Origin of the sequence: Sphingomonas sp. PP-CE-3A-406 (assembly GCF_003688625.1) — a bacterium.
In the GTDB taxonomy this organism is placed as follows: domain Bacteria; phylum Pseudomonadota; class Alphaproteobacteria; order Sphingomonadales; family Sphingomonadaceae; genus Sphingomonas.
Map to the genome: position 1 here is coordinate 18113 of NZ_RCWY01000002.1, position 26241 is coordinate 44353.

Consider the following 26241-nt stretch of genomic DNA (forward strand, 5'->3'; position numbering starts at 1 on the left):
TCACTGCAGGGTGACGGCGGCGGGGTTCAGGCGTCCGTGTGCAGGATTTCGACCGACACCGTCTCTTCGCCGAGCAGGTCGGCGAGCACCTCTCCCGATGCGAGTGCAGTGTCGGCCCACCAGTCGCGTGCAGCGATCCCGTCGAGATGGCGGTCGGCACAACGCAACGCCACCACGCAGCGCAGCGTCGCGCCATCATGCCGGCGGTTGAAGGCCAAGACGTTAGCCGCGCGGGGGCCGGTGATCGTGATTAGGTCGTAGCTCCCTTCAGCGAATACCCCCGGATGCTCCCGCCGCATCGCGAGCAGTCGTACGATCAGCGCCATCTTTGGCGGAGGGGTACCGTCGAGCATCGCCTGCAACTTTGCATAGTCGACCGGGCGACGATTGTCGGGATCGACCAGGCTCAGGTCGGCGATCTCGGTACCCTGATACAGGTCCGGAACGCCAGGTCCGGTATAGCGCAGGGCAACCTGTGCAAGACTGTTCGCGTCCGCCGATGGCACGATCCGCGCGAGGAAGGAGGTCAGGTCGTCGAGGAACGTGAGCGACCGCGCGGGATCGAGTAGCGCGAGCGCGAGATCGTGGCAGCGCGCTTCATACGCCTCTTCGGGCGCTTCCCAAGACGACCGCAGCTTGGCCTCGCGCAGCGCCTTTTCCTGCCACGCGACGATACGCTTGGCAAAGGCGGCGAGCTCTCTCGCGTCCGACGCCCTCAGACCTGCCGGCCAAGCGCCGACTAGGGTCTGGAGCAGCATGTAGACGTCTGCCGGATCGACCGCGTTTGCAAGCGGCGTGGCCATCGCGAGCCAATGCTCGACTCGCACGCGCCACTCGTCCGGAATTTCGCTGAGCACTGCGAGCCGCGCGCGGACGTCTTCGCCGCGCTTGTGGTCGTGCGTCGCGGTGGCGAGCATGGCAGACGGCCAGTCGCGGGCACGGTCAATCATAGCCGCGTGAAAATCGCCGATATCCAGCGACATCCGAGCGGCATCGAAACCGACGTCGTTGCGCGAAAGCAGGCGGCCGTAGCGATAGAATGCGGTGTCCTCGACCGCCTTCGCCGCGATCGGCGCGGAGAGTTGCTGGAATTTGCGCACCGCCTCGGCGGCGAGTGCAGCGTCGCCGGGGCCTTCGCCTGCCAGCCAGGACAGGATTTGGTCGACTACGGGGCCTTCGCCGGGGGGGACGAACTCAGCAACGCGCTGACAGACGATTTCGCGGATCTCGGCGTCTGCTGCGGGTGCGGCAGCGCCCGTGCCGTAGGTGCGGTAGACCGGGAAGACCCAGAGCAACCGCTCAATCGCGCGGTGGAGCATGCCCGTTGTCAGACCATCACACTCGACGGCCGTGCGGGCGAGCGCGGCGAACGCCTCGACGCACCGGCGGTGCTGCGCGTCGAACTGCCAGGCGAGCAGTTCCTGCCGCGCACGCAATTCCTCCGGCGCGAAGTCGGCGGAGCGACTGCTCATGTCAGCCCAGAGCTTGGCGAGAGGGTCGGCGCCGGCGGGGGCATGGAGCAAGGCCGTGGCCTGCTCCATGAAGTCATAGCCGCTGGTACCATCGACGCCCCAGTCGGTGCTGAGCGGTTCGCCGTCGGCAAGGATCTTCTCGATGACGATGTAGGCAGGCCCAGCCGGTGCATCCGCGGGACGTTCGATCGCGTCGAGACGCGCCCGGAGTTGTTGGCAATAGCCAGCTGGGTCGGTTAGGCCATCGACATGATCGACGCGGACGCCGTCGATCAGTCCTTCGGCGTATAGGCGGAAATAGAGCGCATGGGTGGCGTCGAAGACGATGGGGTCTTCGGCGCGAAGGCCGGCGAGGTCATTGATCGTGAAGAACCGCCGCCAGTTGAGTTCGTCGTTCGCCACGCGCCATGACGCCAGGCGGTAATGCTGGCGGTCGATCAGTGCGGCGATGTCATCGGTTGCCGCGGTCGCCTGGTCCTCGTCGCGGAGGGGCAAGCGGTGCTCGCCGTATGCTTCGAGGACGTAGCGCCCGTCGTTATGCTCGACCTTCAGCGCGCCGCTGGCCAGCGTCTCGGCGAGCGGATCGCCGAGGACCGGGAGGACGAGCTTCTCGCGCCAGTCGATGTCGAAGTATCGCGCGAACTCGCTGCCTTCACCGTGTGTTAGGACGTCGTTCCACCACGCGTTCTCATCACCGGCGACGCCCATGTGGTTGGGCACGATGTCGATGATGACGCCCATGTCGCGCGATCGGAGCGCTGCAACGAGGCTGCGGAACGCGTCTTCGCCGCCGAGTTCGGGATTGATCCGGGTCGGGTCGACGACGTCGTAGCCGTGGGTGGACCCGCTTCGCGCAGTGGTGATCGGCGAGGCGTAGAGATGGCTGATCCCAAGGTCGTCGAGATACGGGACCAGTGCTTCCGCGTCGGCGAACGTGAAGTCCTTGTGGAACTGGAAGCGGTAGGTTGCGCGGGGCGTGGAGGGGGCGGTCATGCGGGTCTCGTGACGTTGAGCGTGTCGATGCGGGCGGCAACTTCGGGGCGGGCGAGCAGCGTTTCGGTCGTGTCGGGCATGCGGCGGCGCCAGTTGGGGTGTTCGTCGATCGTGCCGGGGAGGTTGGGTTGCTCGACCAGCCCGGCGAGGTCTTCGATCGGGATGATGGCGAGCGCACAGGGCGTGCTGGCGACGTGCGCGATGGCGGCGTCGACGACCGGGTCGGTGTCTTCGGCGGTGGGCTGTCCGGTGCCGGTGTGGAATGCAGACCAGAGCGCGACGCGGTCCTCGGCGCGAGCGGCGAGGTCCGTGGGTTTGTCGGCAGCGTCGGACTTGCGTCCGAGGTCCCAGGTCCAGTCGATATCCCGGCCGCTCCACCAGCCAGCGACTGTGGCGAGGTCGTGCGTACCGGTCATCGCCACCGCGTCGGGCGACCATTTGGCGGGGGGGACGAAGCCGTCCGCGTCGCGCTCGAACCAGAGGACGCGCATGCCGAGCATGGCGCGCGCGTCCATCGCCTCGCGGAACCCGTCGGGGACGGTACCGAGATCTTCGCCAATTACGATCGCCTTGGCACGCTGCGATTCCATCGCGACGATCCGCATCAGGTCGTTGAACGGCATGTCGAGATACGCGCCCTCTGCGGCTGACGCACCTTCGGGGACGACCCAGAGGCGACGGAGGCCGAACGCGTGGTCGATGCGGATGCCACCGGCGTGTGCGAGCGCCGAACGGATCGTCGCGATGAACGGGGCAAAGCCGGTGTCGCGCAGGGCTTGTGGGTCGAACCCGGTGATGCCCCAGCTTTGTCCGTCGGGGCCGAGCGGATCGGGCGGCGCGCCGATCGAGAGGCCGGTGAGCAAGTCGCTGCGCCGGCTCCAGCCGTGGCTGCCGCCGGGGTCCATGCCGACGGCGAGATCGGCGATGAGGCCGATCGCCATGCCGGAGTCTTTGGCAGCCACCTGCGCGGCGTCGAGGTCGTGGCGGGCTAGCCATTGGAGGAAGACGTAAAACGTGACGTCATTGGCATGCTCCGCGACGAAGCGGCGAACGGTGAGACTAGCAGGATCGTGATACGCGGCGGGCCATTGCTGCCAGCCGCGTGCACGGGTGGTCGCGAAGAAGTGCGCGTGGAGGGCGTCGAACTCGGCATGGCGTTCGAGATCGTTGCCGCCTTGCCGCCTGAACGCTGTCAGCATTTCCTCAATCTGTGGAAGCACTTGATCGAAGATCTTGCGTAGTCGCGCGAGCTTTTCGAGGATCGCGGCGTGCCAATCGATCAGTTCCGGGAGGTCGCGGCTGTCGGACTGTGCACCGAATGCGGCCGGGTCACCATACAGCCCGTTGAGGAATTGCCGGCTCGAGGGCGCGTAGGGGCTGTACCGGCTGGCGTCGGCGGGAAACAGCGCGTGCGTCGGGCTGATCGCGAGAGCATCGGCGCCGCGTTGGCCGAAGGCTCGGGCGGCATCGGCTAGCGAAACGAAGTCGCCGAACGACTTCGGCACGTCGGTGCGGAGGCTCGGGATCTGGACGGCGGGCGCCCAGAGTTTACGTCCCGGTAGCGCGTCGGCGATCGTGTAGCAGCGGCGTGGGGCGACGAGAATTTCGATGACTTCGCTATGTATTTTAAGCTTGTGGTAGCCGCTCCTGCTTATCGGACTCAATTCGCCGTCATCGACTGTGACGGAGCGCGTCGTACCGTCTTCGAACAGAAGTTCGGCGTTGCCTGATACCTTCGATGTCAGCCGGATCGGGTCTCCCACATCGACGGACAGGAAACGGATACCCTGCGCGGTTCGCGTTTCGATCGCGGCGCGGCTTTCGGCGATCTGCGTTTCGCTTCCGGACGGATGGCCGAGACGATCCAGGATCGCCTTCAACGCGCAGTCGGCGACGGTCTGACGACGCCCCCCTGCGTCCTGCCATTCGGGTTGCAGGCCGGCAGCGACCGCGAGTGTTCGGAGGCCGCTCATCGATCCAGCCAGACTGCCACGCTGGCAGCCTCACCGGGCTTGCCATCGGCGAAGATGGGCAAGGTCTTTATTGCCGGAAAATCAACGAGATCGTCGCCGAGGTTGAGAGCAATTGTCAGGATTACGCCGTCACCCATCCGCCAGCGCGCAACGACCGCTCCCTCGCCGATCGTCTCGGCGCCGATTGCGGTCGTATCGCGCAGGCGGGGGATGATCTGCTCGTGTCGGATCTTGAGCAGGGTGCGGTACAGGTCCTGCCACTCGGCCGCATCGGCGCCGGGGCGTGCTCGCGATTGGTGGAAGGTTTCGTGTGCGTTGGGGTCGGGGATTGCCTCGCGCGCTTCGGGATCGGCGAAGGCGGCGAACTTGGCGAATTCCTTGCGCCGGCCTTCGCGCACCGCGTCGGCGAGTTCGTCGTGGAAGTCGGTGAAGAACAGGAACGGGCTTTCGCTGCCATGGTCGTCGCCGATGAAGAGCAGCGGGATCTGCGGGCCGAGCAGGAGCAACGCGGTGGCGGCGCGGAGCTTCTGGCGGTCAGCGAGCAGCGTCAGGCGTTCGCCGAGCGCGCGGTTGCCGATCTGGTCGTGGTTCTGGAGGAACGCAACGAACGCTGTCGGTGACAGGTGCGCGCTGGGCTTGCCGCGCGGCTTGCCGTCGTGGTTGGGGGAGCCTTCGCCCTGGTAGATGAAGCCTTCGCCAAGGCACCGCGCCAAGCGTTCCGCGGGGCGGTCGGCGAAGTCGGCGTAATAGGCGCTGGTCTCGCCGGTGAGCAGGACGTGGAGGACGTTGTGGAAGTCGTCGTTCCACTGCGCGTCGAACGCGGCTGGGTGGAGCCGGTCGGCGTCGTTGCCTTCGTTCTCGAGGACGAGGTGGACGTGGCGGCCGGCGGTCTTTGCGCGCAGTTCGGCGGCCATCGCGTCGAGGAAGGCGTCGTTCTCGATCGCGTGGACCGCGTCGAAGCGGAGGCCGTCGAACTTGTACTCGTTGAGCCACATCAGCGCGTTGTCGACGAAATAGCGGTGGACCGCCGCCTGGTCGACCGCGACCGCGCCGCCCCAGGGGGTGTCGACTTCAGGATGGAAGAAGCCCTTCGCATAGGCGCCGAGGTAGTTTCCGTCAGGGCCGAAGTGATTGTAGACCACGTCGAGGAACACGGCGAGGCCGAGTTCGTGGGCGCGGTCGACCAACGCCTTCAAGCCATCGGGCGTGCCGTAGCTCTCGGCGGGGGCGTAGGGCAGCACGCCGTCATAGCCCCAATTGTGGGTGCCGCCGAACGCGTTGACGGGCATCAGTTCGATTCCCGTGATGCCGAGTCCGGCGATCGCGGGGAGGTGGTCCGCGACGCCTGCGAAGCCGCCTAGCGTGCCGACATGGACCTCCTGGATGACCATCTCTTCCCACGGTCGGCCGCGCCAGTCCGGGGTGCGCCACGCGTAGGCGTCGGGATCGACGACCACGCTCCAGCCGTGGACGCCGCCGGACTGCGCGTGCGACGCTGGATCGGGAACCGCGAGATCGTCCGTCAGACGGAACCGGTAGAGGGTCCCCGCCCCTACCGGCGCCTTGGCGCTGAACCAGCCTTCCGGTTCAGGGATCATGGGGACCGACGGGCCATCAACGATCTCGACCGTCACTGCGTCGCGATCGGGTGCCCAGAGGCGGAACGCCGTTTCGTCCCCGGTGAGCGTCGGTCCCCAGCTACTCACGCTGCGATCGTCCAGGAGAGCAGTGCCGCGCCTTGTGGGGGAAGCTCATAGCTGTCCTTGATCGGTGTGGTGCCCTGCTCCGGCTTGCTGCTGTCGATCAGCACGGTGCGTTCGACCTCTGCCGGCGGCGGCATGTGGAAGGTCAGCGGGCCTTCCGACGCGTTGAGCAGGAGAGAGATGACCTGCACTTCGCCCGATTCCTGCTCGCACGCGCGGCGCATCACCAGCGCGCGGCCGTTGGTGTTCTCCCAATCTTCGGGGGTCAGTTGCAGGCCACGCTCGTCCCACCATTCGATGTCCTTCAGCCCCTCCGCGGGCGTGTCCTCGCCGTAGAGGAAGTTGCCGGCGCGGAGCATCGGATAGTCGCGGCGGAGTGCGATCAGGCGCGCGGTGAAGTCGATCAGCGCGTCGCCCTCCGGCGACTTGGCCTTATTCCAGTCGAGCCAGCTGATCTCGTTGTCCTGGCAATACGCGTTGTTGTTGCCGTTCTGCGTGCGGCCGAACTCGTCGCCCGCGACCAGCATCGGCGTGCCGAGCGAGGCGAACAGCGTGGTCAGCATCGAGCGCATCACGCGCGACCGGGTCTCAAGGATCGCTGAGTCCTCGGTCGGGCCTTCGACGCCCCAGTTGCGCGAGCAGTTGTTCGAGTGGCCGTCGTTATTGTCCTCACCGTTCGCCTCGTTGTGGCGCTCCTCGTAGGCAACCGTGTCGGCGAGCGTGTAGCCGTCATGCGCGCCGAGCAGGTTGACGCTCGCCCAGGGGCGGCGCGCCCGGCGGTCGAACAGATCGGCCGAGCCGGTCAGGCGGGCGGCGAGATCGGCGCGCTGGGCATGATCGCCGCGCCAGAATTTTCGCACGGTGTCGCGGTACTTGTCGTTCCACTCGGCGAAACCGGGGGGGAAATTGCCGAGCTGGTAACCGCCGGGACCGATGTCCCAGGGCTCGGTGATGAGCTTCAGCCTGCCGAGCACCGGGTCTTGGCGGAGCACGTCGAAGAAGCCTGCTCCGGGATCGAAGCCGGTATCCGTCCGGCCCAGCGTCAGCCCGAGATCGAAGCGGAAGCCGTCGATCCCGAAGCTGGTCGCCCAGTAGCGGAGCGAATCCGCAACCATCTGGATGACGCGCGCCTTGGTGAGGTTCAGCGTGTTGCCGGTGCCGGTGTCGTTGATCGAATAGCGCGGGTCGTCCTTGACGAGGCGGTAGTAGCTCGCGTTGTCGAGGCCGCGCCAGGAGAGCGTCGGACCCTGTTCGGAGCCTTCGCAGGTGTGGTTGTAGACGACGTCGAGGATCACCTCGATCCCGGCCGCGTGCAACCGGCGGATCGAGCGGCGGAGTTCGTCGTGGCTGTCGGTGGCGAAGAACGAGCGCTCGGGCGTGAAGAAGTTGAGGGTGTTGTAGCCCCAGTAATTGCGCAGCCCCTTTTCCTGGAGGAAGCGGTCCTGGATGTAGGTGTGGATCGGCAGCAGCTCGATCGCGGTGACGCCGAGGCGCTTGAGGTGATCGATGACCTTGGGGTTGCCGAGCGCCGCGAAGGTGCCGCGCTCGGAGGGCTGGACCTCCTCGAACAGCTTGGTCAGGCCCTTGGTATGCGCCTCGTAGATCACGGTTTCGGACCAGGGCGTGTTCGGACGCACGTCGCGCGACCAGTCGAAATGGCTGTCGGTCACGACGCCCTTGGGCATCGTCAGCGCGCTGTCGCGCTTGTCGAAGCTCAGATCCGCGCGCGGCGACTTCACCTGATAGCCGTACATCGCGTCGGTCCAGCGGAGTTCGCCGATCATTTGCTTGGCGTACGGATCGAGCAGCAGCTTGTTCGGGTTGAAGCGGTGCCCTTCCTCGGGCGCGTACCGGCCATGCGCGCGGAAGCCGTAGACGAGGCCCGGCTGTGCGTCGGGGAGGTAGCCGTGCCAGACTTCATCGGTCCATTCGGGCAGCGGATAGCGCTTCAGCTCGCGGCGGCCGGTCTCGTCATAGACGCAGAGTTCGATCTTCTCGGCATTGGCGGAATAGACCGCGAAGTTGACGCCGAGGCCGTCGAAGGTCGCGCCGAGGGGATAGGCCGAGCCGGCGTCGAGCGTGTCGGGCAGTAGATGCAATGCGAGGACCCTTTTCGTGTCGTAATCAACGCTGCGGGCGCGGCTTTATCGCGGTGCAGCATTCCTTGCCGTGAAACCCGCCCGCCCGTTCCTATGTTCCGCCAGCAGCAGCGAGTTTTCGCCGCACCTTCTCACAGATCAAGGGACATGCGCATGCCTTCCACCATCCGATCGATCGCCGCATGAGCGGGCCGAAACTGTTCGAGCCGCTTCAGGTCGGCAACCTGAGGCTCGCGAACCGGATCGTGATCGCGCCTATGTGCCAGTATTCGGCGACCAATGGCTGCATGAACGACTGGCACCAGATCCACCTGGCCCAGCTTGCGCTGTCGGGCGCGGCGCTGCTGACGATCGAGGCGAGCGCGGTGCTGCCCGAGGGGCGGATCACGTATGGCGACGTTGGGCTGTACGACGATCCGACCGAGGCGGCGATGGCGGGGGTGATCGAGAGCGTGCGGCGCTGGTCCGACATGCCGATCGCGATCCAGTTGTCGCACGCGGGGCGCAAGGCCTCGTGCGAGGTGCCTTGGAAGGGCGGACTCCAGATCGCACCGGGTGAGCCGAACGGGTGGCAGACCGAGGGGCCCTCGACGGTGCCGTTCCTGCCCGAGGAGAACGCGCCGGTCGCGCTCGACGCCGAGGGGTTGGCGCGGATTCGCGATGCGTTCGTGGCGGCGACGGTGCGTGCGGCGCGGCTGGGGATCGACGCGGTGCAGCTGCATGCGGCGCATGGGTATCTGCTGCACGAGTTCCTGTCGCCGCTGTCGAACCGACGTGACGACGAATATGGCGGCAGTCTCGATAACCGGATGCGGTTCCCGCTCGAGGTGTATGACGCCGTCCGCGCTGCCTTCCCGGCCGAGCGCGCGGTGACGATGCGCGTGTCGGGGACCGACTGGGCCGAGGGCGGCTGGGATTCGGAACAGACGGTGGCGTTTGCGAAGGCGCTGGAGGCGCGTGGGTGCAGTGCGATCCACGTGTCGAGCGGCGGGATCACGCCCGCGCAGCAGATCCCGGTCGGGCCGAGCTACCAGGTGCCGCTCGCGCGGGCGGTGAAGCAGGCGGTGTCGATACCGGTCGTCGCGGTCGGGCTGATCACCGATTTCGAGCAGGCCGAAGCGATCGTCGGAACGGGCGATGCGGACATGATCGCGCTGGCTCGGACGATCCTGTACGATCCGCGCTGGCCTTGGCACGCGGCGGCGCATCTTGGGGGCAAGGTGAAGGCGCCGAATCAGTATCTGCGGTCGCAGCCGCGGCAGTTTAAGGATTTGTTCGAGAGCTGATCACACCGTCCGTTTAGCGACGCCGTTCCCTTACCGACTGAGGGAACGGCGCCAACGCGCTGCATCTACACCATTACTATCGGCCAAGCTCAGCGCTCAACCCCAGGCGCGGGGGCCGCCATCGTCGAGCGCACGATCAAGATAGAAGGCGGCGCTGATCAGAGCGAGATGGCTGAACCCTTGCGGGAAATTGCCGAGGAACGTGCCGTCCTGCGCGATCTCCTCGGCGAACAGGCCGAGATGGTTGCCGTGGGCGAGCAGCTTTTCGAAGTTGAACCGCGCTTCGTCGAGGCGGCCGGCACGCGCGAGGCATTCGACGTACCAGAACGAGCAGGCGACGAAGGTCCCCTCCTGCCCCGGCAGCCCGTCGTCGATCTTGTAGCGATAGACCTGGCCGTCGTCGGACAGGTCGGCGCCGATCGCATCGAGCGTCGCCAGCCATTTGGGATCGGTCGGGCCGACGAAGCGGACCAGCGGCATCATCAGCAACGCGCCGTCGACCGCCCTGTCCGCGGGCGTATCCCCCGTCGCGCGGACGAAGCGCCCCAGCGTCTCGTCCCAGAAGTTGGCCCAGATATCGTCGTGGATCGCGGTCCGCGTTTCCGCCCAGCGCACCAGCGGCGCGGGGAGCGAACGCTTCTGCGCCAGCCGCACCGCGCGATCGACCGCGACCCAACTCATCAGTCGCGAGTGGAGGTAATGCTTGGTCGGCCCACGCACCTCCCAGATCCCGGAATCGGGGGTCTGCCACGTCTCGCAGACCTGATCGACGACCCGGATGATGTTCTGCCAGCTGTCATGCGACGGCGGCTCGCCGTATTTGCTGCCCAGATAGACGGCGTCGAGCAGCGCACCGTAGATATCGTGCTGGACCTGAATATTGGCATCGTTGCCGACCACGATCGGGCCGGCGCCTTCGAAGCCGCTGAGCTCGAGCTTACGTTCGGATGATACCGGGCCGCCGTCGAGCGCGAACATCACGCCGATGCTGCCGTCCGTGCACTCGGACGTGCGGTCCATCGCCCAGTGGAGGAAGTCGACCGCCTCGCCCTGATAGCCGAGCCGGAGCAGCGCGTAGACGGTGAACGACGAATCGCGGATCCACGTCGCGCGATAGTCCCAGTTGCGGACGCCGCCCGGTGCCTCGGGCAGGCCGAACGTCGCCGCCGCCGCGATCGAGCCGTGCTTGCGCGACGTCAGCAGCTTCAACAGCATCGCCGACCGCTCGACCGTCTCGCGCCAGCGGCCGCGGTACATCGATTGCCGGCTCCAGTTCCGCCAATAGGCGATATCCTTCTCGACAACCGCATCGAGCGCGGACGCGCCCAGCGACACGTCGTCGGGGTTGCTGAGCACCAGCGACACGGTCTCGTCTTCGGCAAGCTCGATCTCGGCGACGAGGTCTTGTCCGTCGGCAACGAGCGTTCCCTTGCCATGCAACGCCAGCGCGAGCCCGGTTTCATGATCGAACCGGCCGCGTGAAACGCCGGGCGCGCTCCCGTTCTCGTCGGCGGTGAACGACGCGGTGACGGAGGCGGCGCGGCCTACCGCGCCGTAATCGAACCGCGGTGCGCAGCGGATGCGAACCGTCGCGCGGCCCCGCGTGCACGTGATCCGGCGAACCAGCCGCGGCGGCACCTCGTTCCGATTGTCACCGACCGGCATCAGGTCGACGAGATCGACGCTTGCCTGCGTCCCCATCCAGCGGGTCATCAGGATGTTGGTTTCCGGCACGTACATCTGGACGACCCGGGCGCCGTCGAGATCGGGCTCGATCGAAAAATGCCCCCCCTTTCCGGCATCGAGCAGCCGCGCGAACACCGACGGACTGTCGAGGCAAGGCCAGCACAGATAGTCGATCGTGCCCGCGGTATCGACGAGCGCGATCGTCTCGAGATTACCGATCGCGCCGTGATCGGCGATCTGCGTCACTGCGGGCGAGTCCGACACGTTCCGGTCCGACGCGCGGCCTCCCGTCGCTGGCATGGCATCAGCCATTATCGCGGAAGCCCGGATACAGCGACATCGCGCCATCGATCGTGAGCGTCGATCCGACGATATAGTCGGCAGCGTCCGAGACCAGGAACAGCGCGGCGCGCGCGACATCGTCGGGATCGCCGACCCGACCATAGGGGATCAGTTCGAGCAGCTTGTCCTGATCGGCCGTCGCATCCGCGTTGATCGCGGTGGCAATCGCGCCGGGAGCGATGCCGTTCACGCGGATACGATCGCCCGCCACCTCTTGCGCGAGCGTCCGCATCAGCATGCCGCTGCCCCCCTTCGAGGCGGCGTAGTTGGCGTGCCCCGCCCACGGAATGACCTCGTGGACCGAACTCATGAAGAGGATCTTGCCGATCGCCCGGCTGACGCCGCGGTCGCCCTGCTGGCGAAACCGGCGTACGGCCTCGCGCGTCACCAGGAACTGCCCGGTCAGGTTGACGTCGATGACCTGCTTCCAATCGGCAAGCGTCATGTCGGCATAGGCCGCGTCCTTCTGCAGGCCCGCATTGGCGAAGACGATGTCGACGCCGCCGAACCGTTCGACGGTCTCGTCGAACATCCGGGTCACCGCGGCCTCGTCCGACGTGTCCGCCGCGCACGCGAAGGCTTTGCCGCCGGCCTGGACGATCTGGTCGACGACCTCGCGCGCCTTGTCCTCGCTGCTGTTGTAGTTGACCGCGACGGCTGCACCGGCGGCGGCGAAGGCGATCGCGGCGGCGCGCCCCAGTCCCGAACTCGCGCCGGTGATGATCGCGGCCTGGCCGGTCAGGTCGATGTGCATGATGGATCTTTCGTAGGAAACAGTCCTCGCCCAACGCACCGGGTGGCAACTCTTTCCAATCGCAGACAATCTAGCTGATCCTGATCAATCGCGCTGAAACGGACGCAACTCAAACGTATCGCCATGCTTTATGACATCGACACAATGGTGGGGCAGCGTGTGACCAAGACTTTCGGTTCAGGGATGCGCGACTGCCGCAGTATCGGTTTAACGGCTGATCGACGAGGTCAAAGCCGACCACGCGCGATACCGGCCGCTTCATTTTGAAAACTGTCTCTTTACCGCTATTTACGAAATCAATTGCGTCACAGCGCCGTATTGCGATCGCTATCCCGATCAAAAACGAGGAGGAGCATCTCCCCGCCTGCCTGGCTGCGATCGATCGTGCCGCCGAGGTGTTCGGCGGTCGGGTCACGATCGTCGCGCTGTTGAACGACTGTACGGACGGTACGCTGGAACTCCTCAAGCAGTGGCGACCACGGTTTGCCGAGCTTTCCTGTCATGCCGTGTCGCTACTTGCCGGCTTTCGTCACGCGGGTTGGGCGCGACGCCTGGCCTGGGACACCGCAGCCGATCTGCTAGACACCGACGACGACCTTCTACTGTCGACGGACGCCGATACCAACGTGGCGCCGGACTGGATCGTCCGTACGGTGGCGCATATCGATGGTGGCTATGATGCGGTCGCTGGACGCGCGCTGACGCTGCGTGGCGACCGCGAGCATCTAGGCACCACGGCGCGGCGACGGCTGGACATGATCGGCCGCTATTATACCGCGCTCGATTACCTGCGCGCCGACGCGGAAGCCTCGCCGCACGATCCCTGGCCTCGGCACTTCTACGAAGGCGGCGCGAGCATCGCCCTGTCGCGGCGGCTGTATCGGAGGATCGGCGGGGCCCCCACCCCGCCGGTTGCCGAGGATCGCGCGCTGTTCGAGCGTATCAGGCAGTACGGCGGCCGCATTCGCCACGCACTCGACGTGAGGGTGTTCACCTCATGTCGCACCGCGGGCCGCGCGCCCGGTGGCATGGCGGACGCGGTCGCCCGCTGGATCGATCAGCCGGAGCACGCGCCACTACACGAAACCTACGCCGTGGCCGCCGCGCTCGCCCCTGATCGCGCGACCCGCCGCGACCAACTCAGCTTTGCGACCCTGCCTGCCGCGATCGCCGAAGCACAGCGCCTGATCCGGCTAGCCCGCCGCGCCAAACCGCCAAAGGTCCAGCCGATACGCGTCGTACCGATCGCTGCGGACGACGGTGACCGCTTCGCCGAGCGCGACCTGGAGTTCGGCGACCGCGTCGTCCCCGCTTTTGGGATAATCGGTTTCGCCGATCCAGTGCACCAGCAGAATGTGCCTGCCAGGTAAGAGCGCAGTCCGCAGATAGTCCGCCAACCGGCTGATATCGGCGCTGTCCCAGTAATAGACGACCTCCGACAGCAGCACGAGATCGAAGGCCCCGTCGGGGGCTTCGGCGGGCAGGCGGCGACGTTCGACGCGGACGTTCGACTGCGCCCCACACCGCGCGCGCGCGGCGGTGAGGGCGGTGTCGGACACGTCGACCGCCAGGAGAGAGTCGCAGCGCTGCGCCAGGCGCGTCGTCAGGACGCCGTTCGCGCACCCGACTTCCAGCGCGTTGGCGAACCGATCGCCGGGCAACGCGGCGAGCGTCGCGTCATATTTCGCGGCTTCGTAGGCGCTGGTCTCGAAGTGCCAGGGATCGCCCCGATCCTTGTAGAGCGCCTCGAAATAGGCGGGTTCGATCGAGTGTTCACGACGCAAGGCGGGTCTCCAGGAGCACGGTGTTGGGGCGATCGATCAGGCGAAGCATCGCCCGAGGGAGGCGGAAATTCTCCCGCGCGCCGACGATGCGGCCACCGCGCTGACTCCGGTGGCACGCCATCGCGCGGCGTTGATTGGGCCGCCCTGCCTCGCTGTCGACCGCCAAGGCACGAACCCCACGCAGGCGCTGGGTCAGCGCATCGACCGTCCAGCCCCAGACCAGATAATCGTAGAGCCGGCAACGAAGCCGCGCCGCGACCGCCGCCGCCAGTGCCGCCGCGGCCTCGTGATCGCAGTGCGGGTCGCCCGACCACGTCACTGCGATCTGTCGGATGCCGCGTCGCCTGCACCACGCCACCAGTCGGTCGACGCTGCGGGCGAACACCGGGTCGCCCGGTTTTGCCGGCGTCGCATCGGGCCAGTCGAGATGCAGCAGGTCGGCCACGCCGCCAAGGATGCGTACCGCGGCCTGCGCTTCGCGGCGGCGCAACCCGGCGATCCGCTCCGCGCTCCAGCCGGGCGCATTGGGGTGCGATCCGGAGCCATCGGTCAGAAATGCGGTGTGCACTCGGCCCCCCGCGGCGCTGACCGCGGCGATCAGCGCGCCGCAGCCCAGCGTCTCGTCGTCGGGATGCGGTGCGAGCACGAGCCACGGCCCCTGTCGCGCCGCGTCCTTCGCCGAGATCCGCCGGGCACGCCGCGTCAGCGCACGCCATGCATCCCCGCCTGGCGCTACCACCACCGATCGTCGCCCCAGCAATCCTCTTCGAGCCACGCCGCCGCCGCCCGGTCGCGCGCCTGATCGGGTACCGGCTGACGCAGGTACAGCCCCAGATCGCGCGTGATCCGGTCGATCCGGCTTTTGGCGAAGAACGACGCGGTGCCGACCGATCGGGCTGCCGCCTCCATCGTCCGCAGCCCCGCTTCCTCGACGATGCCGCGCGTCATCAGCACGAACGGGATCGCTTCCGCCGACTGCGTTTCGGCGAGATGCGCGGCGCGCCGAACCCAGAGCCCGGCACTGCGCGTCTCGGTGAGACAGGTAGCGAACCGCGCACGCTGGATCGGATCGTCGGACTTGCCGCTTGCGACGAGGTGATCGCGCAAATGCCTCACCAATGCCTCGACCGCACCGAGCTGCACCGCGGTGAACCGCCACGCGCCGGCACTGAACCTCGGCTCGCGCTCATACTCGTTCGCCGCACCGATCACGCCCTCACGACCGATCGCCATATCGGAAAAGTCGAACGCCCCGCTGCACGTCCCCCGCATCCCGCGCACCTGCCATCCGGCGTTATCCGCGCGGTCGGTTTCGCCGGCGATCGGCACGAGAACCAGTTGCTTGCCGCCCGTCTCGTCGCGCGCGGTGACGAGGATGCGGTCGAGATGCCCTGCCCCGGTCGCAAAGCTCTTCGCGCCATCGAGAGTCCACCGATCGTCGCCAACCTTGCGGATCGCGAGACCAAGGGCTGGTTCGGTGTTCCAGACGCCGAACGTGCGTCCCGCCTCGAGATCGGTGTCCAGCGTCGCGCGTTGCTCCGCGTCGCCATAGGTCGCGATCAACTGCACCGCGTTGACATGCCCCTCATACACCCGCCCGAGACTGAGATCCGCCCCCCCAATCGCGCGCAGCACGTCGAGCAGCGCATCTGTCGCCCCCCCCGGCGTCACCGCCTTGAACGCACCCAACGCCCCCGCCTCGAACAGCGCATGGAGCCGCTCGGCGGGAAAATCTTCGTGCGTGTTCTCCTGGTCCCACGATGCCGCGAGGTGGCGGACGGCTTCGAGGACGGACCAGCCTGATGGATATTGCGTCAGTGGATACATCCCGGACCATCCGGTTGCGGGAGCGCACCGGTCACGAACAGACAACGTCGGACGCGCGCGAGCGTTGCGAGTCGCCGTTCGCCGCCGTTCAAACAGTTACGCAGAGGTAAAACGCATGCCAACCATCGGTTAACGCTTGGCCGGCATACTCGCACCATCGGATAGGACGAGATCGATGGCAAGCACACAGGACGTCTTCACGCTGGTCGGCAAGCGTATGCGCGGCACTCTCGGTGAGCAAGGTCATCGGAGTCGGGCCGTCGAGATGCCGCCGATCGCCGAACTCATCTGCCGGATCGATCGCGCACTGCAGGATCGGCGCGCCGCCTGACCCTGCCTTAGTCGGATCGGTCCGCGACGGCGATCGCAGACGCGTACATCGCAGCCGCCCGACGCTCGCGTAGATCCTCGAATGCATCGCGCGGGTCCGGCGCGTCGCCGGTCGAGCGCAACACCGCCCACAAGGCGAAGCGTCGGCCCGGTTCGCGCTCGGTTCCGAATGCGATGGCGACCTTCTCCCGTCCGTCGTCGATCGCGATTTGATCAAGCGCATCGATATCGGCGGTGCCGAAGAAATGTCGTAGTACCGCGTCGAGATCCATTTCGCTTCCTCTAGCCCGCGTAGCCGAAACGCAACCGGTCCCGGCACGGTGCCGCGGCTCGAAACGGTTGCGATCCCGCCCCCTACCGCTTAGACGCCCGCCGATACACGCGTATCCCGGACGGGTGGCCGAGTGGTTTAAGGCAACGGTCTTGAAAACCGTCGTAGGGGTAACTCTACCGTGGGTTCGAATCCCACCCCGTCCGCCAATTTACATCGCTCGCCGGTGCAAATTCCGAAACGGACGATCAGTTGGTTCGGTCCGGCGGAACGATCGGTAAGGGCAGCGCGGCGATCGGGACGCCCTCTTCGGCCAGAGCCTTGGCCTCGGCGAGGCTGGCACGTCCGTGGATGGTGGCGTGCTTTTCCTCGCCGAGATGCATCGCGCGGGCGCGATCGGCAAAGGCTGTACCGACCCATTGCGATGATTCGAGCGCCTTGGCCTGCTGTTTCGCCAGCATCGCCAGGGCGGACTTGATCGCGTCGGGGCTCGGGATCGGCGCCTTGCTGTTGCCTTTTGCCGGGATCGCAGGGGCCATGAGCGCCTTGATGATCGTGCTGTCGTCGCAGATCGGGCAGCGGACCTGCCCCGCTTCGCGCTGCGTTTCGTACGCAATGCTGGAGCCGAACCACGCCTCGAAGACATGGCCGCCGCCGCACTTCAGATCGAAGACGATCACCGCACGACCGTGACGGGGGGGATGGCACGACGGTGCGCGATCACCGGGATGCGCGATCGGACGTCGCGCAGTCGGTCGGCGTCGATCTCGGCAAAACCCAATCCAGCCGCGTCGCCCATATCGAGCAGGACATCTCCCCAAGGATCTACGACCAGCGAATGGCCGTAGGTCGTGCGCCCGTCGGCATGCACGCCCGTCTGCGCCGCGGCGACGACGAACGCCCCCGCCTCGATCGCGCGGGCGCGCAGCAGGATGTGCCAATGCGCCGCGCCAGTTGGTCGCGTGAAGGCGGCGGGAACGGACAATATAGCCGCGCCTGCGTCGCTCAAGGCGCGATACAGATCGGCGAACCGAAGATCGTAACAGATCGATGGACCGACCATCCCGACGGGCGTGTCGATCACGGTCGCGGTGTCGCCCGCGACATAGGCGGCGGATTCGCGCCAGCTCTCGCCGGTCGGCAGATCGACGTCGAACAGATGCAGCTTGTCGTAACGCACTCGGATCGTGCCGGTATCGTCGATCACGAACCCGCGATTGGCGAGCCTGCCATCAGGGCGGCGAACCGCCAACGAGCCCAGATGCACCCATATGCCTGCATCGGCGGCAGCGGTGCAAACCGCTGCGAGCACGGGGTCCTCGGCCTCGCTCACGATCGAAGCGCCCGCCCGGACCCGATCGCGGTCGACCAGGCCGGACACTTCGGGCGTGAACAGCATCGCGGCACCCTCGCCTGCCGCCCTATCGATCGCATCGACCAGCGTCGTCGCATTGACGAGCGGATCGATACCGCTCGTCATCTGGAGAACGCCGATCCTGGCCATCAGGCCAGCAGAGCGTCGAGACCGCCCTTTGCGTCGAGCGCCGCGAGGTCGTCCGATCCGCCGATATGCTTGCCGTCGATAAAGACCTGCGGCATCGTGTTGCGACCGCCCGAGCGCTCGACCATCTCGGCTTTCTTCGGGCCGCCCATCGTCACGTCAAACTGCTCGGGTTCGACGCCCTTCGAGGCGAGAAGTTTCAGCGCGCGCGTGCAGTACGGGCAGAACGCCTTGGTATAGATTTCTACTTTTGCCATGCGCCGGAGATGTGGTTTCCGCCGGGCGCTGTCAACTCGGCGCCGGTAAATTGGACGGTCAATTCGGCGTGGATCAATCGCTTGCCGTCGGAGACAGCACGCGCGCCCAGCACAATATCGTGACGGATCGCGCGCCCGCCTTGAGCAAGACGCGCGTACAGCCGTCCGTGGTCGCGCCGCTGGTATACACGTCGTCGACGAGCACGACCGACCGTCCCCGAACCCGCTCGGGCGTACAAACAGCGAATGCACCCGCGACCGCCTTCACGCGCGCTTTCCCTCCCAGCCCCCGCAGTACGAGCGTCCGCCGCGCCCGAACGAGTATATCGCAATCGTGGGTGACGCCGGATAATGCCGCCACCGATCGGGCGATCAGCGCCGCCTGGTTGAACCCCCGCGACCAGATCCGCCATCGGTGCAGCGGCACCGGCACCAGCAGGTCGGCATCATCGGGCATCAGGCGATGCATATGCCGCGCCATCGTCTCGGCAAAAGCGATCCGGCCGCCATATTTGAGCCGCAGCACGAGGCTGCTCGCGATGGGTCCGTAAGCGACCGCGGCGCGGACACCGGCGTGGCGTGGCGGCTCGGCGAGGCATGGTGCGCAAACGACGCCCTCGCCGCGATCGAAGGCGAACGGGCGGTTGCACGCCACGCACCAGGGCGGCCCGAGAAACCGCAGGCTGCTCCAGCAGATCGCACAGAACCGGTGATCCTCGGCGACGGGTGTCCCGCAGCCGCCACAGCGCGGCGGTAACGCGAGGCCGATGATCCGGCGAAACGGTCCGGTCATGCCGTATCTCCCCCGCCCTGAAGCCTGCTCCCGTCTGGCTCCCCCTGCGAGACCTTGTCGTGGAAGCCCGACCACGGCACAAGCGCGGTCGTGTCAGACAGTCCTCCCGAAATCTTCGACCGCGCGGCGCGTCGCCTGCGTCGCGACCGCGCCGCACCCGATTATGCCGATCATGCATTTCTTCGCGATACGATGCTCGACGGGATCGCCGAGCGGATCGACGCAGTCACCCGCCCGTTCACCGACATCCTCGATCTCGGCTGTTTCGATGGCGCATTCTCACCGCCACCGGGCGCGCGCGTGGTGCGGTGCGACGCGGGCTTCGCGTTTGCCGCACGAACCGGCGGGGTACAGGCCGACGAGGATCGCCTGCCGTTCGCCGACGCGTCGTTCGATCTGGTGGTCAGCGCCGGCGTGCTCGACCAGGTCAACGACCTGCCCGGCGCGCTTGCTCTCATTCGACGCGTGCTGCGTCCCGACGGGCTGTTTCTCGGCGCGTTCGTCGGCGCGGGCAGCTTGCACGCGCTCCGTGCGGCGTTGCGGATCGGCGAGAGCGAACGCCCCGCCGCGCGCCTCCATCCGCAGATCGACGTGCGGTCGGCGGGGGACCTGCTGATGCGCGCCGGCTTCGCGTTGCCGGTCGCCGATGTCGAGACGCTCGATGTCCGCTATGCCGATCTGAGCCGCGTGTTCGCCGATCTGCGCGGCATGGCGGCGAACAATATGCTCGCGCAACGCCAGCCCCTGACACGCGACGTGCTCGCCCGGACGTTCACTGCATTTGCGGATGCTGCCGACGATACGGGAAGAACGCGGGAGACGTTCCAGATCGTCTTCCTGACCGGCTGGTCGCCCGATCCCTCGCAGCCCAAGCCCGCTAGACGCGGCAGCGCGACGGCATCGCTGGGCGACGCGCTCAAACGCTAGGCGATCAGTCCGTCGCCCTCCGCGGCGCGCGCCAGGATGCGTCCCATCGCCTCGAACAGCGCATCCATCGCGACCGGCTTGAAGATCACGTCGTCCGCTCCCGCGGCAAGGCATCGCTGGCGGAGGTCGGGCGCGATATCCGCGGTGACGACGATGATCGGCACGACCGCCTTTGCATCACCTCGGGCGCGGATATGCCGAATCGCGGTTATCCCATCCATGCCGGGCATTCGCAGATCGACCAGCACGATCGCGAACTCGTCGTCATCGAGGATCTTCAAGCCGATTTCGGCGCTCTCCGCTTCGACCATCGTCGCCCCGGCGACGTCGAGCATGTCTTTGACAACACGCCGGTTCATCCGGTCGTCTTCGATGAAAAGGACGTTCACGAGGTAGGTCGCGAGGGGCGTTTGAAAGGAGGCGAAAGGACCGTCATGCCGCTACGTCTACGCGTCATGCAGCGTGAGATACAAGGTCAGGAATTGAGTGGTTTTTTAAAACTGATCCATGTAAAACTGCCGCGATAAGATCGGCCCCGCTGACCGGCTTTGCCACGACGCGCGTGATCCCTGTCGCGAGCAATTCCTCGCGTTCCCGATCAGCCGAAATGGGCCAGAGCAGCGTCGTTTCGACACATGCCGATGCGGCTGCGTAGGCGATCCGAGTCAGCGCTGCGATATGATCGCCCTCCCCTTGTACCGTCGCGTCGTCGATCAGCACGCGCGCGACATTGCCCAGATCAAGTCGAGCGATAGCTTCGTCGACCGACGTCGCGCACCCGACTGGACCACAACGCGGCGTGAGCAACGTCGTGAACATACTGCGTGTGATCGGGTTGCGATCGAGTACCAGCGTTACCGTTCCCTCCACAGCGCCGCGTTCGGTGATCGCGATAGGTTCGGCGCGGATCAACGGGAGCGTCAACGTGAACGTCGCGCCGCGACCGATCGCGCTGCCGACCGACACATCGCCGCCCATCGCACGCGCCAGGTTGCGGCAGATCGAGAGACCAAGCCCGGTCCCGCCGAATTGCCGCGTCGTGCCCGCATCGGCCTGTTTGAACGATTCGAATATCTCCTCGAACTTGCCCGGCGAGATGCCGATACCCGAATCGATGACGGCAATGCGAAGCCGATCGTCGGTCACTACGTCGATCGTCAGCGCCACCTCGCCCGATGTCGTGAACTTGAGCGCGTTCGACAGCAGATTGAACACGATCTGTCGGACTCGCGCAGCATCACCCATGATCATGTCCGGACAGCCGTCCAGGTCGACGACGAACGACAATCCCTTGGCACGGGCCTGCTCGTCCCACATCCGGGTCGCGTCGATCACCGTCGCGCGAAGATCGAACGGCGCGGACTCGATCGTCAAATTCCCCGTCTCCATCTTGGCGACGTCGAGAATGTCATCGACCAGAGCGCGCATCCTGACACCGGCGCCGTGGACGATGTCGAGGCGGTCGCGGATCGCGGTCCCGAGCGCCCGATCCGCGAGCATCACCTGCGTCATGCCGAGAATACCGTTGAGCGGCGTCCGTATCTCATGGCTCGTGGTCGCCAGGAACTCGGTCTTGGCGGCAAGCGCTTTGCCGAGCGCATCATTGGTCACGGCGAGGTCGTCGTTCGCCGCCCGCACACGGTCGCGGCTGCGGCGAATCGTGACCAGCCCGACCGCCAGCATTGCGATCACCACCGCCACCGCGGCCGATGCACCGATAAACATATAGCGCTGGGTCTGCGCATGCGCGCGTTCAAACGCGATGCTCCGTTGCAGTTCGGTCGCCTTGAGCTGGCTTATCTTTAGTTCCTGGTTAGCGAAGTCGAACCGTGCCGCCATAAGCGCAGTTTTGGTGTCCGTCGCCAGTTTGGTTGCGTCGTCATCCATTCGCTTAAGGGCTTGAAGTTGCCCCAAGGCGCCCTTCGCATCGCCGATCATGCTATAAATGTCGTACGCAGTCTGGTGGACATCTCTGTAGGTCATGTCGGTGTCCGTTGGACTAAGGCCGACCAAGGATCTGACCATCAACGCGCGCGCCTGCACGACATCGCCGCGCTGCAATGAGATTTGCGCATCCGTTGCCAACAATCTGCTTCGAAGTCCCAGATCGCTTGTGTCTGCCACCTTGCGCGCAAATATCAACGCTTGTTCGGCCCGTGACAGATTACCGATCTTGAGCTGGATCCATGCGATATTGATATAGATCTGCTCGAGCAGGTTCCGACTTCCAAGAATCTTTGCGATAGACAGGGCCTTGGCAAGCTCGTCTCGCGCCTCAGGGTAGCGGCGCAGTAACGCAAGGGAGAGCGCTCGGTTATTATGGATCGAAAGAGAAAGGTTCACGTCAGACTGGTATATGTCTAGCGCTTGCTGGAAGTATTTCAGCGCAGTTTGCTGCTCGCGGGCTTGATCGTACAGCGAAGCGATGAAGACCAGAGCACGGGCCTGCCCGCGGGGATCGTTGAGCTTCCGATATATCTCGAACGCTCCTTGATAATCCCGCAACGCGTCGCCCATTCGCACCCGATTGCTGTCTAGCCACCCCAAGGACAGCAGAAGATCGCCATGAAGCTTTGATTTGGGTTGGCGCTGTGCGACTTGGGCGATTGCGCTCTCGATAGGTGCTTCCGCCATGTCCGATTTGTTGGTCCGCAGATACGCTTCGCCCTGAAGCCACTGCGCGGTAGCGATCGCAACGCTGCGGTCATCGACCTGCGCAATCCGTGAACCAAGACGCTCGGCCTCTATCGCTTTGATCAACGCCTGCTGAGGATTAATGAGCATTGCGGCTTTCGCCTCAGCGACAGCGTCTGCATAGCCCTCATTTGCCTCCCTCGCTGGCGACGGCGGCGTTGCCATTGCTGGCGAGGGCGCCGCGCCCAAAAGCACTACCGCCATGATTAGGGCGAGACTTCGAAGAATACGGGAGATCAGGCGCGCTTCCACACGGTCGCCAGTCGATTGAATGGCGCCCGGACGTCGGTGGCCAGCGCCAGCGCCTTGCCGTCGTCGAGAAAATGGATCAGCGCATCGATATTGATCGGACGACTGATCAGGAATCCCTGGATCATGTCACACCCCATCACCGACAGGAGCGCCATCGCCGCGGGCGTCTCCACGCCTTCCGCGACGACTTCCATTTCCAGCGCATGCGCAAGGTCGATGGTCGAGCGAACGATCAGCGGGTCGCGGTTCGAACTCGTCAATTGCGTCACGAAAAGCTTGTCGATCTTCAATTCTCGCGCCGGCAATTGCTTGAGATACGCCAGTGAAGACAACCCCGCCCCGTAATCGTCGATCGCGATGACGATGCCGATCTCGGCAAAGACCTTGAGGTTCGCGATCGCGCTTTCGGGATCGCGAATGACCGAAGTTTCGGTGATCTCGAATCCGAGTTGAGCACCGCTCTGCTCGACCAATGCGCACGCCTGCCTTACGAACCACGCATCTGCCAGGAGCACGCCGGAGATATTGATGAACACCCGCAGATCGTGCCCGGCCCGCGACAATATCTTCTGGTCCTCGATCGACCGTCGTATCGTCCACAGGGTCAGCGCGACAATATCGTGAGTTTCTTCAGCCAATGGAATGAAGTCGCTCGGTAACACCATTCCGCGTGTCGGGTGGTTCCAGCGAACCAGTGCCTCGACGCTGGTGATCTGCTGCCGTCGGAGGTGCACCTTCGGTTGATACTGCAGAAAAAGCTCTTCGTTTTCGATCGCGACCGGCAAGTCCCGGACGAGTTGAGCCCGATCGATCGCCTCCGTGCTTCCGGCCACGTCGAGCGCGACTGGGGTGCGCTCGATACGCGCCTCCGCCAAAGCCTGTTCCGCTGCCTCGATCAGGTGAACCTCGTCGCGATGCGGGGCCGCCGCGGCACCACCAAGGCGTGCCTGGATATCGTGGGTCTCGCCGTCGATATCGAATGGACGTTCGAACGCGCCTTCCAGCGCAGCGATCGCGACATCGAGCGCAAGCCGAGCCCCACTCTCGAACGCAATTTCAAGAATTTCGCGACCGACCGCAACGATGCGCGCGTCCGGCAGAGCTTCTCGCACCCGCGCGCCGAAATCGACTATCAACGTCTCCGAACGGGCTTTGCCGAGGTGGCGTCGCAGCGCTGCAAAGTTGGCGATTTCTGCCAGGATCAGGAAACGCCAACCGTTCAGCGCCCGATCACAGATCCCGTCCTGCCGGAGTTCGCCGAGCAACACCGGATCGACCAGCCGCGCATCGGTTTGCGTCGGGCTGCACTCGATCTGCGAGTACGGATGTTCGCTCATCCCGTCGTGCTATCGGCGAGCCCTAAACATACCCTTAACTGCAAGCGACACACACATATTATGTATGGTTAACAGACTATAAAGATGATTGTTTAACGTCGCATTAGTGATATGTTGTGCGAGCACCGGTAACGGTGCCCATAAGGGAGCATAAACATGCTGAAGATCATTGCCTCTGTACTCGGAATCACCATCCGTCCTTGGTGAATAACGTTCGTCGGTCCGGATACAGATTCGCCACCAGTTGGCGCGTCAGGTTTCCGGACCGACATTTAACCGTTATTAGTCAATGACTAACGAGTTTTGATAAAGGCTGTCCAAACGCGCTTTTGATCAAAGCTTCCAACGCAACGTCAAATAAAACCTTATTGGCTGCAAGTTGCACCAATTCCGGTTTCCAATCCTTGCATTGCCGAACAGCGCTCATTCAGGAGCCGAATCGACGGCTAGGCCCGCGTCATGTCAGCGCGTAGCGAATGAAGCGTCGCCGGGTTCGAGAACCTCATCGAATCGTCTACCGAGCCGAACTTCAACGCCAGCAGATCCAGCGCGTAATTCTGGTTCAGCTTCCACGGCTTGCGTGCGCCTTGAACCGGCAGAGCCGCAGCAGCGCGCTGCACATAGCCCGAGGTGAAATCCAGGAACGCCTCCTGCTTCATGCTGGGATCGTCGTTGCTCGGCGTCGCTTGCCGCAACCCTCGTTTCTTCATCGTGTTGAGCAGGCGGCAGACGTACACTGCGGTCAGATCGGCCTTCAGCGTCCACGACGCGTTGGTGTAGCCGAAGGTCGAGGACAGGTTCGGCACGCCATCGAACATCATCCCCTTGTACTGGAGCCGCCCGGCGAGTTCGATCGACTTGCCGTCGAGGCTGAACGCGACCCCGCTCATCAGTTGCAGTTCGAGCCCCGTCGCGGTGACGATCACATCGGCGGGCAAGTCCTTCCCCGAATCGAGCCGGATACCCTCGGGCGTGATCCGCGCGATCGTGTCGGTGACGATCGAGGCAGTGCCGGCGTTGATCGCGGTGAACAGGTCGCCGTCGGGCACCAGGCAGACGCGCTGGTCCCACGGATTGTAGCGCGGCGTGAAGTGCGTCGCGACGTCGTAGTCGGGGCCGAGATGATCGCGGATCATGCCGATCATCCGCTCCTTCACCACGGCGGGCTTCTTCCGTGCCATTCGGTAAAAGAACATCCCCATCAACACGTTCTTCCACCGCGTGATGCCATACGCAGCCTTTGCCGGCAGTTTCCCGCGCAGCCAGTTCGCCACGCCGTCCTCGCCCGGCCGCGCGACGATGTAGGTCGGCGAGCGCTGGAGCATCGTCACGTGTGCGGCGGTCTTCGCCATCGTCGGCACCAACGTCACCGCGGTCGCGCCGCTGCCGATCACGACGACGTTCTTGCCGCTATAGTCGAGGTCCTCGGGCCAGAATTGCGGGTGGACGATCTGCCCGGCAAAGCTGTCCGCACCCTCGAACTTAGGCGAATAGGCCTTGGCGTAATTGTAATAGCCCGCGCACATCGAGAGGAAGTTGCAGGTCAGATGCACACGCGCACCGTCGGGGCCGGTCGCTTCGACGGTCCAGCGGGCGTCCTCGGTCGACCACGCCGCCGACTTGACGTGATGGCCGTAGCGGATCTTGCGGTCGATGCCGTATTCCTTCGCCGTCTCCTCGACATAGGCGCGGATCGAGGGGCCGTCGGCGATCGACTTGGCCGCCGTCCAGGGGTGGAAGGCGAACCCCAGCGTGTGCATGTCCGAGTCGGACCGGATGCCGGGATAGCGGAACAGGTCCCACGTCCCGCCCATCGACTGCCGACCCTCGAGGATCATGTAGCTCCGGTCGGGGCAGCGCGTCTGCAGGTGGTAGCCGGTACCGATTCCGGAAATGCCGGCGCCCACCACGATCACGTCGACATGTTCGGTCATGCTGCATCCTCCCGCCCCGGCGTTAC

At 65.3% G+C, this 26241-nt stretch carries 21 protein-coding genes, 1 tRNA gene and 1 pseudogene; 5 read left to right on the top strand and 18 right to left on the bottom strand.

What is annotated here, in order from left to right:
* Nucleotides 1-26 precede the first annotated feature (26 nt).
* From treY to glgX, 4 genes are read right to left on the bottom strand one after another with little or no spacing between them, the layout of a single operon-like run.
* On the bottom strand, nucleotides 27-2465 hold the full coding sequence (gene treY, locus C8J44_RS06530) for a malto-oligosyltrehalose synthase (RefSeq protein ID WP_121903907.1): 2439 nt from the start codon (nucleotides 2463-2465) through the stop codon (nucleotides 27-29).
* Nucleotides 2462-4438, bottom strand: a complete 1977-nt coding sequence (gene malQ / locus C8J44_RS06535) for a 4-alpha-glucanotransferase (RefSeq protein ID WP_121903908.1) — start codon at nucleotides 4436-4438, stop codon at nucleotides 2462-2464. Before malQ ends, treY begins: the two co-directional genes overlap by 4 nt.
* The gene (treZ, locus tag C8J44_RS06540) at nucleotides 4435-6144 is read right to left on the bottom strand and encodes a malto-oligosyltrehalose trehalohydrolase (protein WP_121903909.1); all 1710 of its coding nucleotides are present in this window, start codon (nucleotides 6142-6144) and stop codon (nucleotides 4435-4437) included. The genes malQ and treZ overlap by 4 nt, the downstream gene beginning before the upstream one ends.
* Entirely contained in the window at nucleotides 6141-8240 is a 2100-nt protein-coding gene (gene glgX / locus C8J44_RS06545; protein ID WP_121903910.1) for a glycogen debranching protein GlgX, read from the bottom strand. The genes treZ and glgX overlap by 4 nt, the downstream gene beginning before the upstream one ends.
* A 182-nt stretch (nucleotides 8241-8422) precedes the next feature.
* On the opposite strand from glgX, the gene C8J44_RS06550 reads away from it, so the two are divergent.
* Complete coding sequence (locus C8J44_RS06550; RefSeq protein WP_121903911.1) at nucleotides 8423-9526, top strand: NADH:flavin oxidoreductase/NADH oxidase; 1104 nt, start codon at nucleotides 8423-8425, stop codon at nucleotides 9524-9526.
* Nucleotides 9527-9622: 96 nt separating this feature from the next.
* On the opposite strand, the gene C8J44_RS06555 is transcribed toward C8J44_RS06550, so the two are convergent.
* Complete coding sequence (locus tag C8J44_RS06555; protein ID WP_121904610.1) at nucleotides 9623-11512, bottom strand: glycoside hydrolase family 15 protein; 1890 nt, start codon at nucleotides 11510-11512, stop codon at nucleotides 9623-9625.
* 4 nt (nucleotides 11513-11516) lie between these two features.
* Complete coding sequence (locus C8J44_RS06560; RefSeq protein WP_121903912.1) at nucleotides 11517-12308, bottom strand: SDR family oxidoreductase; 792 nt, start codon at nucleotides 12306-12308, stop codon at nucleotides 11517-11519.
* Nucleotides 12309-12571: 263 nt separating this feature from the next.
* On the opposite strand from C8J44_RS06560, the pseudogene C8J44_RS18740 reads away from it, so the two are divergent.
* Nucleotides 12572-13000: pseudogene (locus C8J44_RS18740) on the top strand (glycosyltransferase); the annotation flags it as partial.
* Nucleotides 13001-13501: 501 nt separating this feature from the next.
* Here the strand turns inward: C8J44_RS18740 and C8J44_RS06570 are convergent.
* Genes C8J44_RS06570 through C8J44_RS06580 form a run of 3 tightly spaced genes read right to left on the bottom strand, consistent with a single transcriptional unit; the run spans nucleotide 13502 to nucleotide 15919 of the window.
* Complete coding sequence (locus C8J44_RS06570) at nucleotides 13502-14092, bottom strand: SAM-dependent methyltransferase (RefSeq protein ID WP_121903914.1); 591 nt, start codon at nucleotides 14090-14092, stop codon at nucleotides 13502-13504.
* A complete protein-coding gene (locus C8J44_RS06575; protein ID WP_259466750.1) occupies nucleotides 14082-14834 on the bottom strand; it encodes a PIG-L deacetylase family protein in 753 nt (250 codons plus the stop codon). The genes C8J44_RS06570 and C8J44_RS06575 overlap by 11 nt, the downstream gene beginning before the upstream one ends.
* Nucleotides 14825-15919, bottom strand: coding sequence for an acyl-CoA dehydrogenase family protein (locus C8J44_RS06580; RefSeq protein ID WP_121903915.1), 1095 nt, complete (start codon nucleotides 15917-15919; stop codon nucleotides 14825-14827). The genes C8J44_RS06575 and C8J44_RS06580 overlap by 10 nt, the downstream gene beginning before the upstream one ends.
* Before the next feature lie 175 nt (nucleotides 15920-16094).
* On the opposite strand from C8J44_RS06580, the gene C8J44_RS18410 reads away from it, so the two are divergent.
* Nucleotides 16095-16250 carry a hypothetical protein gene (locus C8J44_RS18410; RefSeq protein ID WP_156364170.1) on the top strand — a complete coding sequence of 52 codons (156 nt, stop codon included), beginning with the start codon at nucleotides 16095-16097 and terminating at the stop codon, nucleotides 16248-16250.
* 7 nt (nucleotides 16251-16257) lie between these two features.
* Here the strand turns inward: C8J44_RS18410 and C8J44_RS06585 are convergent, their stop codons facing one another.
* Nucleotides 16258-16521 (bottom strand): hypothetical protein, encoded by a 264-nt coding sequence (locus C8J44_RS06585; RefSeq protein ID WP_121903916.1) that lies wholly within the window; start codon nucleotides 16519-16521, stop codon nucleotides 16258-16260.
* A 118-nt stretch (nucleotides 16522-16639) separates the two neighbouring features.
* Here C8J44_RS06585 and C8J44_RS06590 point away from each other — a divergent pair.
* Nucleotides 16640-16729, top strand: a tRNA-Ser gene (locus C8J44_RS06590).
* A 39-nt stretch (nucleotides 16730-16768) separates the two neighbouring features.
* Here C8J44_RS06590 and C8J44_RS06595 read toward each other — a convergent pair.
* From C8J44_RS06595 to C8J44_RS06610, 4 genes are all read right to left on the bottom strand, one after another.
* Nucleotides 16769-17200: a DUF1178 family protein gene (locus C8J44_RS06595; RefSeq protein WP_121903917.1), complete on the bottom strand. Its 432-nt coding sequence runs from the start codon at nucleotides 17198-17200 to the stop codon at nucleotides 16769-16771.
* A complete protein-coding gene (locus tag C8J44_RS06600) occupies nucleotides 17197-18024 on the bottom strand; it encodes a carbon-nitrogen hydrolase family protein (RefSeq protein WP_121903918.1) in 828 nt (275 codons plus the stop codon). The genes C8J44_RS06595 and C8J44_RS06600 overlap by 4 nt, the downstream gene beginning before the upstream one ends.
* Nucleotides 18024-18278 carry a glutaredoxin 3 gene (gene grxC / locus C8J44_RS06605; RefSeq protein ID WP_056050631.1) on the bottom strand — a complete coding sequence of 85 codons (255 nt, stop codon included), beginning with the start codon at nucleotides 18276-18278 and terminating at the stop codon, nucleotides 18024-18026. The genes C8J44_RS06600 and grxC overlap by 1 nt, the downstream gene beginning before the upstream one ends.
* Nucleotides 18279-18351: 73 nt before the next feature.
* A complete protein-coding gene (locus C8J44_RS06610) occupies nucleotides 18352-19071 on the bottom strand; it encodes a ComF family protein (RefSeq protein ID WP_121903919.1) in 720 nt (239 codons plus the stop codon).
* Nucleotides 19072-19161: 90 nt separating this feature from the next.
* On the opposite strand from C8J44_RS06610, the gene C8J44_RS06615 reads away from it, so the two are divergent.
* Nucleotides 19162-19998 (top strand): class I SAM-dependent methyltransferase, encoded by an 837-nt coding sequence (locus tag C8J44_RS06615; RefSeq protein ID WP_121904612.1) that lies wholly within the window; start codon nucleotides 19162-19164, stop codon nucleotides 19996-19998.
* On the opposite strand, the gene C8J44_RS06620 is transcribed toward C8J44_RS06615, so the two are convergent.
* The 4 genes from C8J44_RS06620 to C8J44_RS06635 all read right to left on the bottom strand — a co-directional run bounded on the left by C8J44_RS06620 (nucleotide 19995) and on the right by C8J44_RS06635 (nucleotide 26215).
* Nucleotides 19995-20387, bottom strand: a complete 393-nt coding sequence (locus C8J44_RS06620; protein WP_056050637.1) for a response regulator — start codon at nucleotides 20385-20387, stop codon at nucleotides 19995-19997. The two genes, C8J44_RS06615 and C8J44_RS06620, sit on opposite strands and share 4 nt — an antisense overlap.
* Before the next feature lie 64 nt (nucleotides 20388-20451).
* Nucleotides 20452-22944, bottom strand: a complete 2493-nt coding sequence (locus C8J44_RS06625; RefSeq protein ID WP_147453148.1) for an ATP-binding protein — start codon at nucleotides 22942-22944, stop codon at nucleotides 20452-20454.
* On the bottom strand, nucleotides 22929-24209 hold the full coding sequence (locus C8J44_RS06630; protein ID WP_259466751.1) for an EAL domain-containing protein: 1281 nt from the start codon (nucleotides 24207-24209) through the stop codon (nucleotides 22929-22931). Before C8J44_RS06630 ends, C8J44_RS06625 begins: the two co-directional genes overlap by 16 nt.
* A 518-nt stretch (nucleotides 24210-24727) precedes the next feature.
* Nucleotides 24728-26215 carry an NAD(P)/FAD-dependent oxidoreductase gene (locus C8J44_RS06635; protein WP_121903921.1) on the bottom strand — a complete coding sequence of 496 codons (1488 nt, stop codon included), beginning with the start codon at nucleotides 26213-26215 and terminating at the stop codon, nucleotides 24728-24730.
* Between the last annotated feature and the right edge of the window lie 26 nt (nucleotides 26216-26241).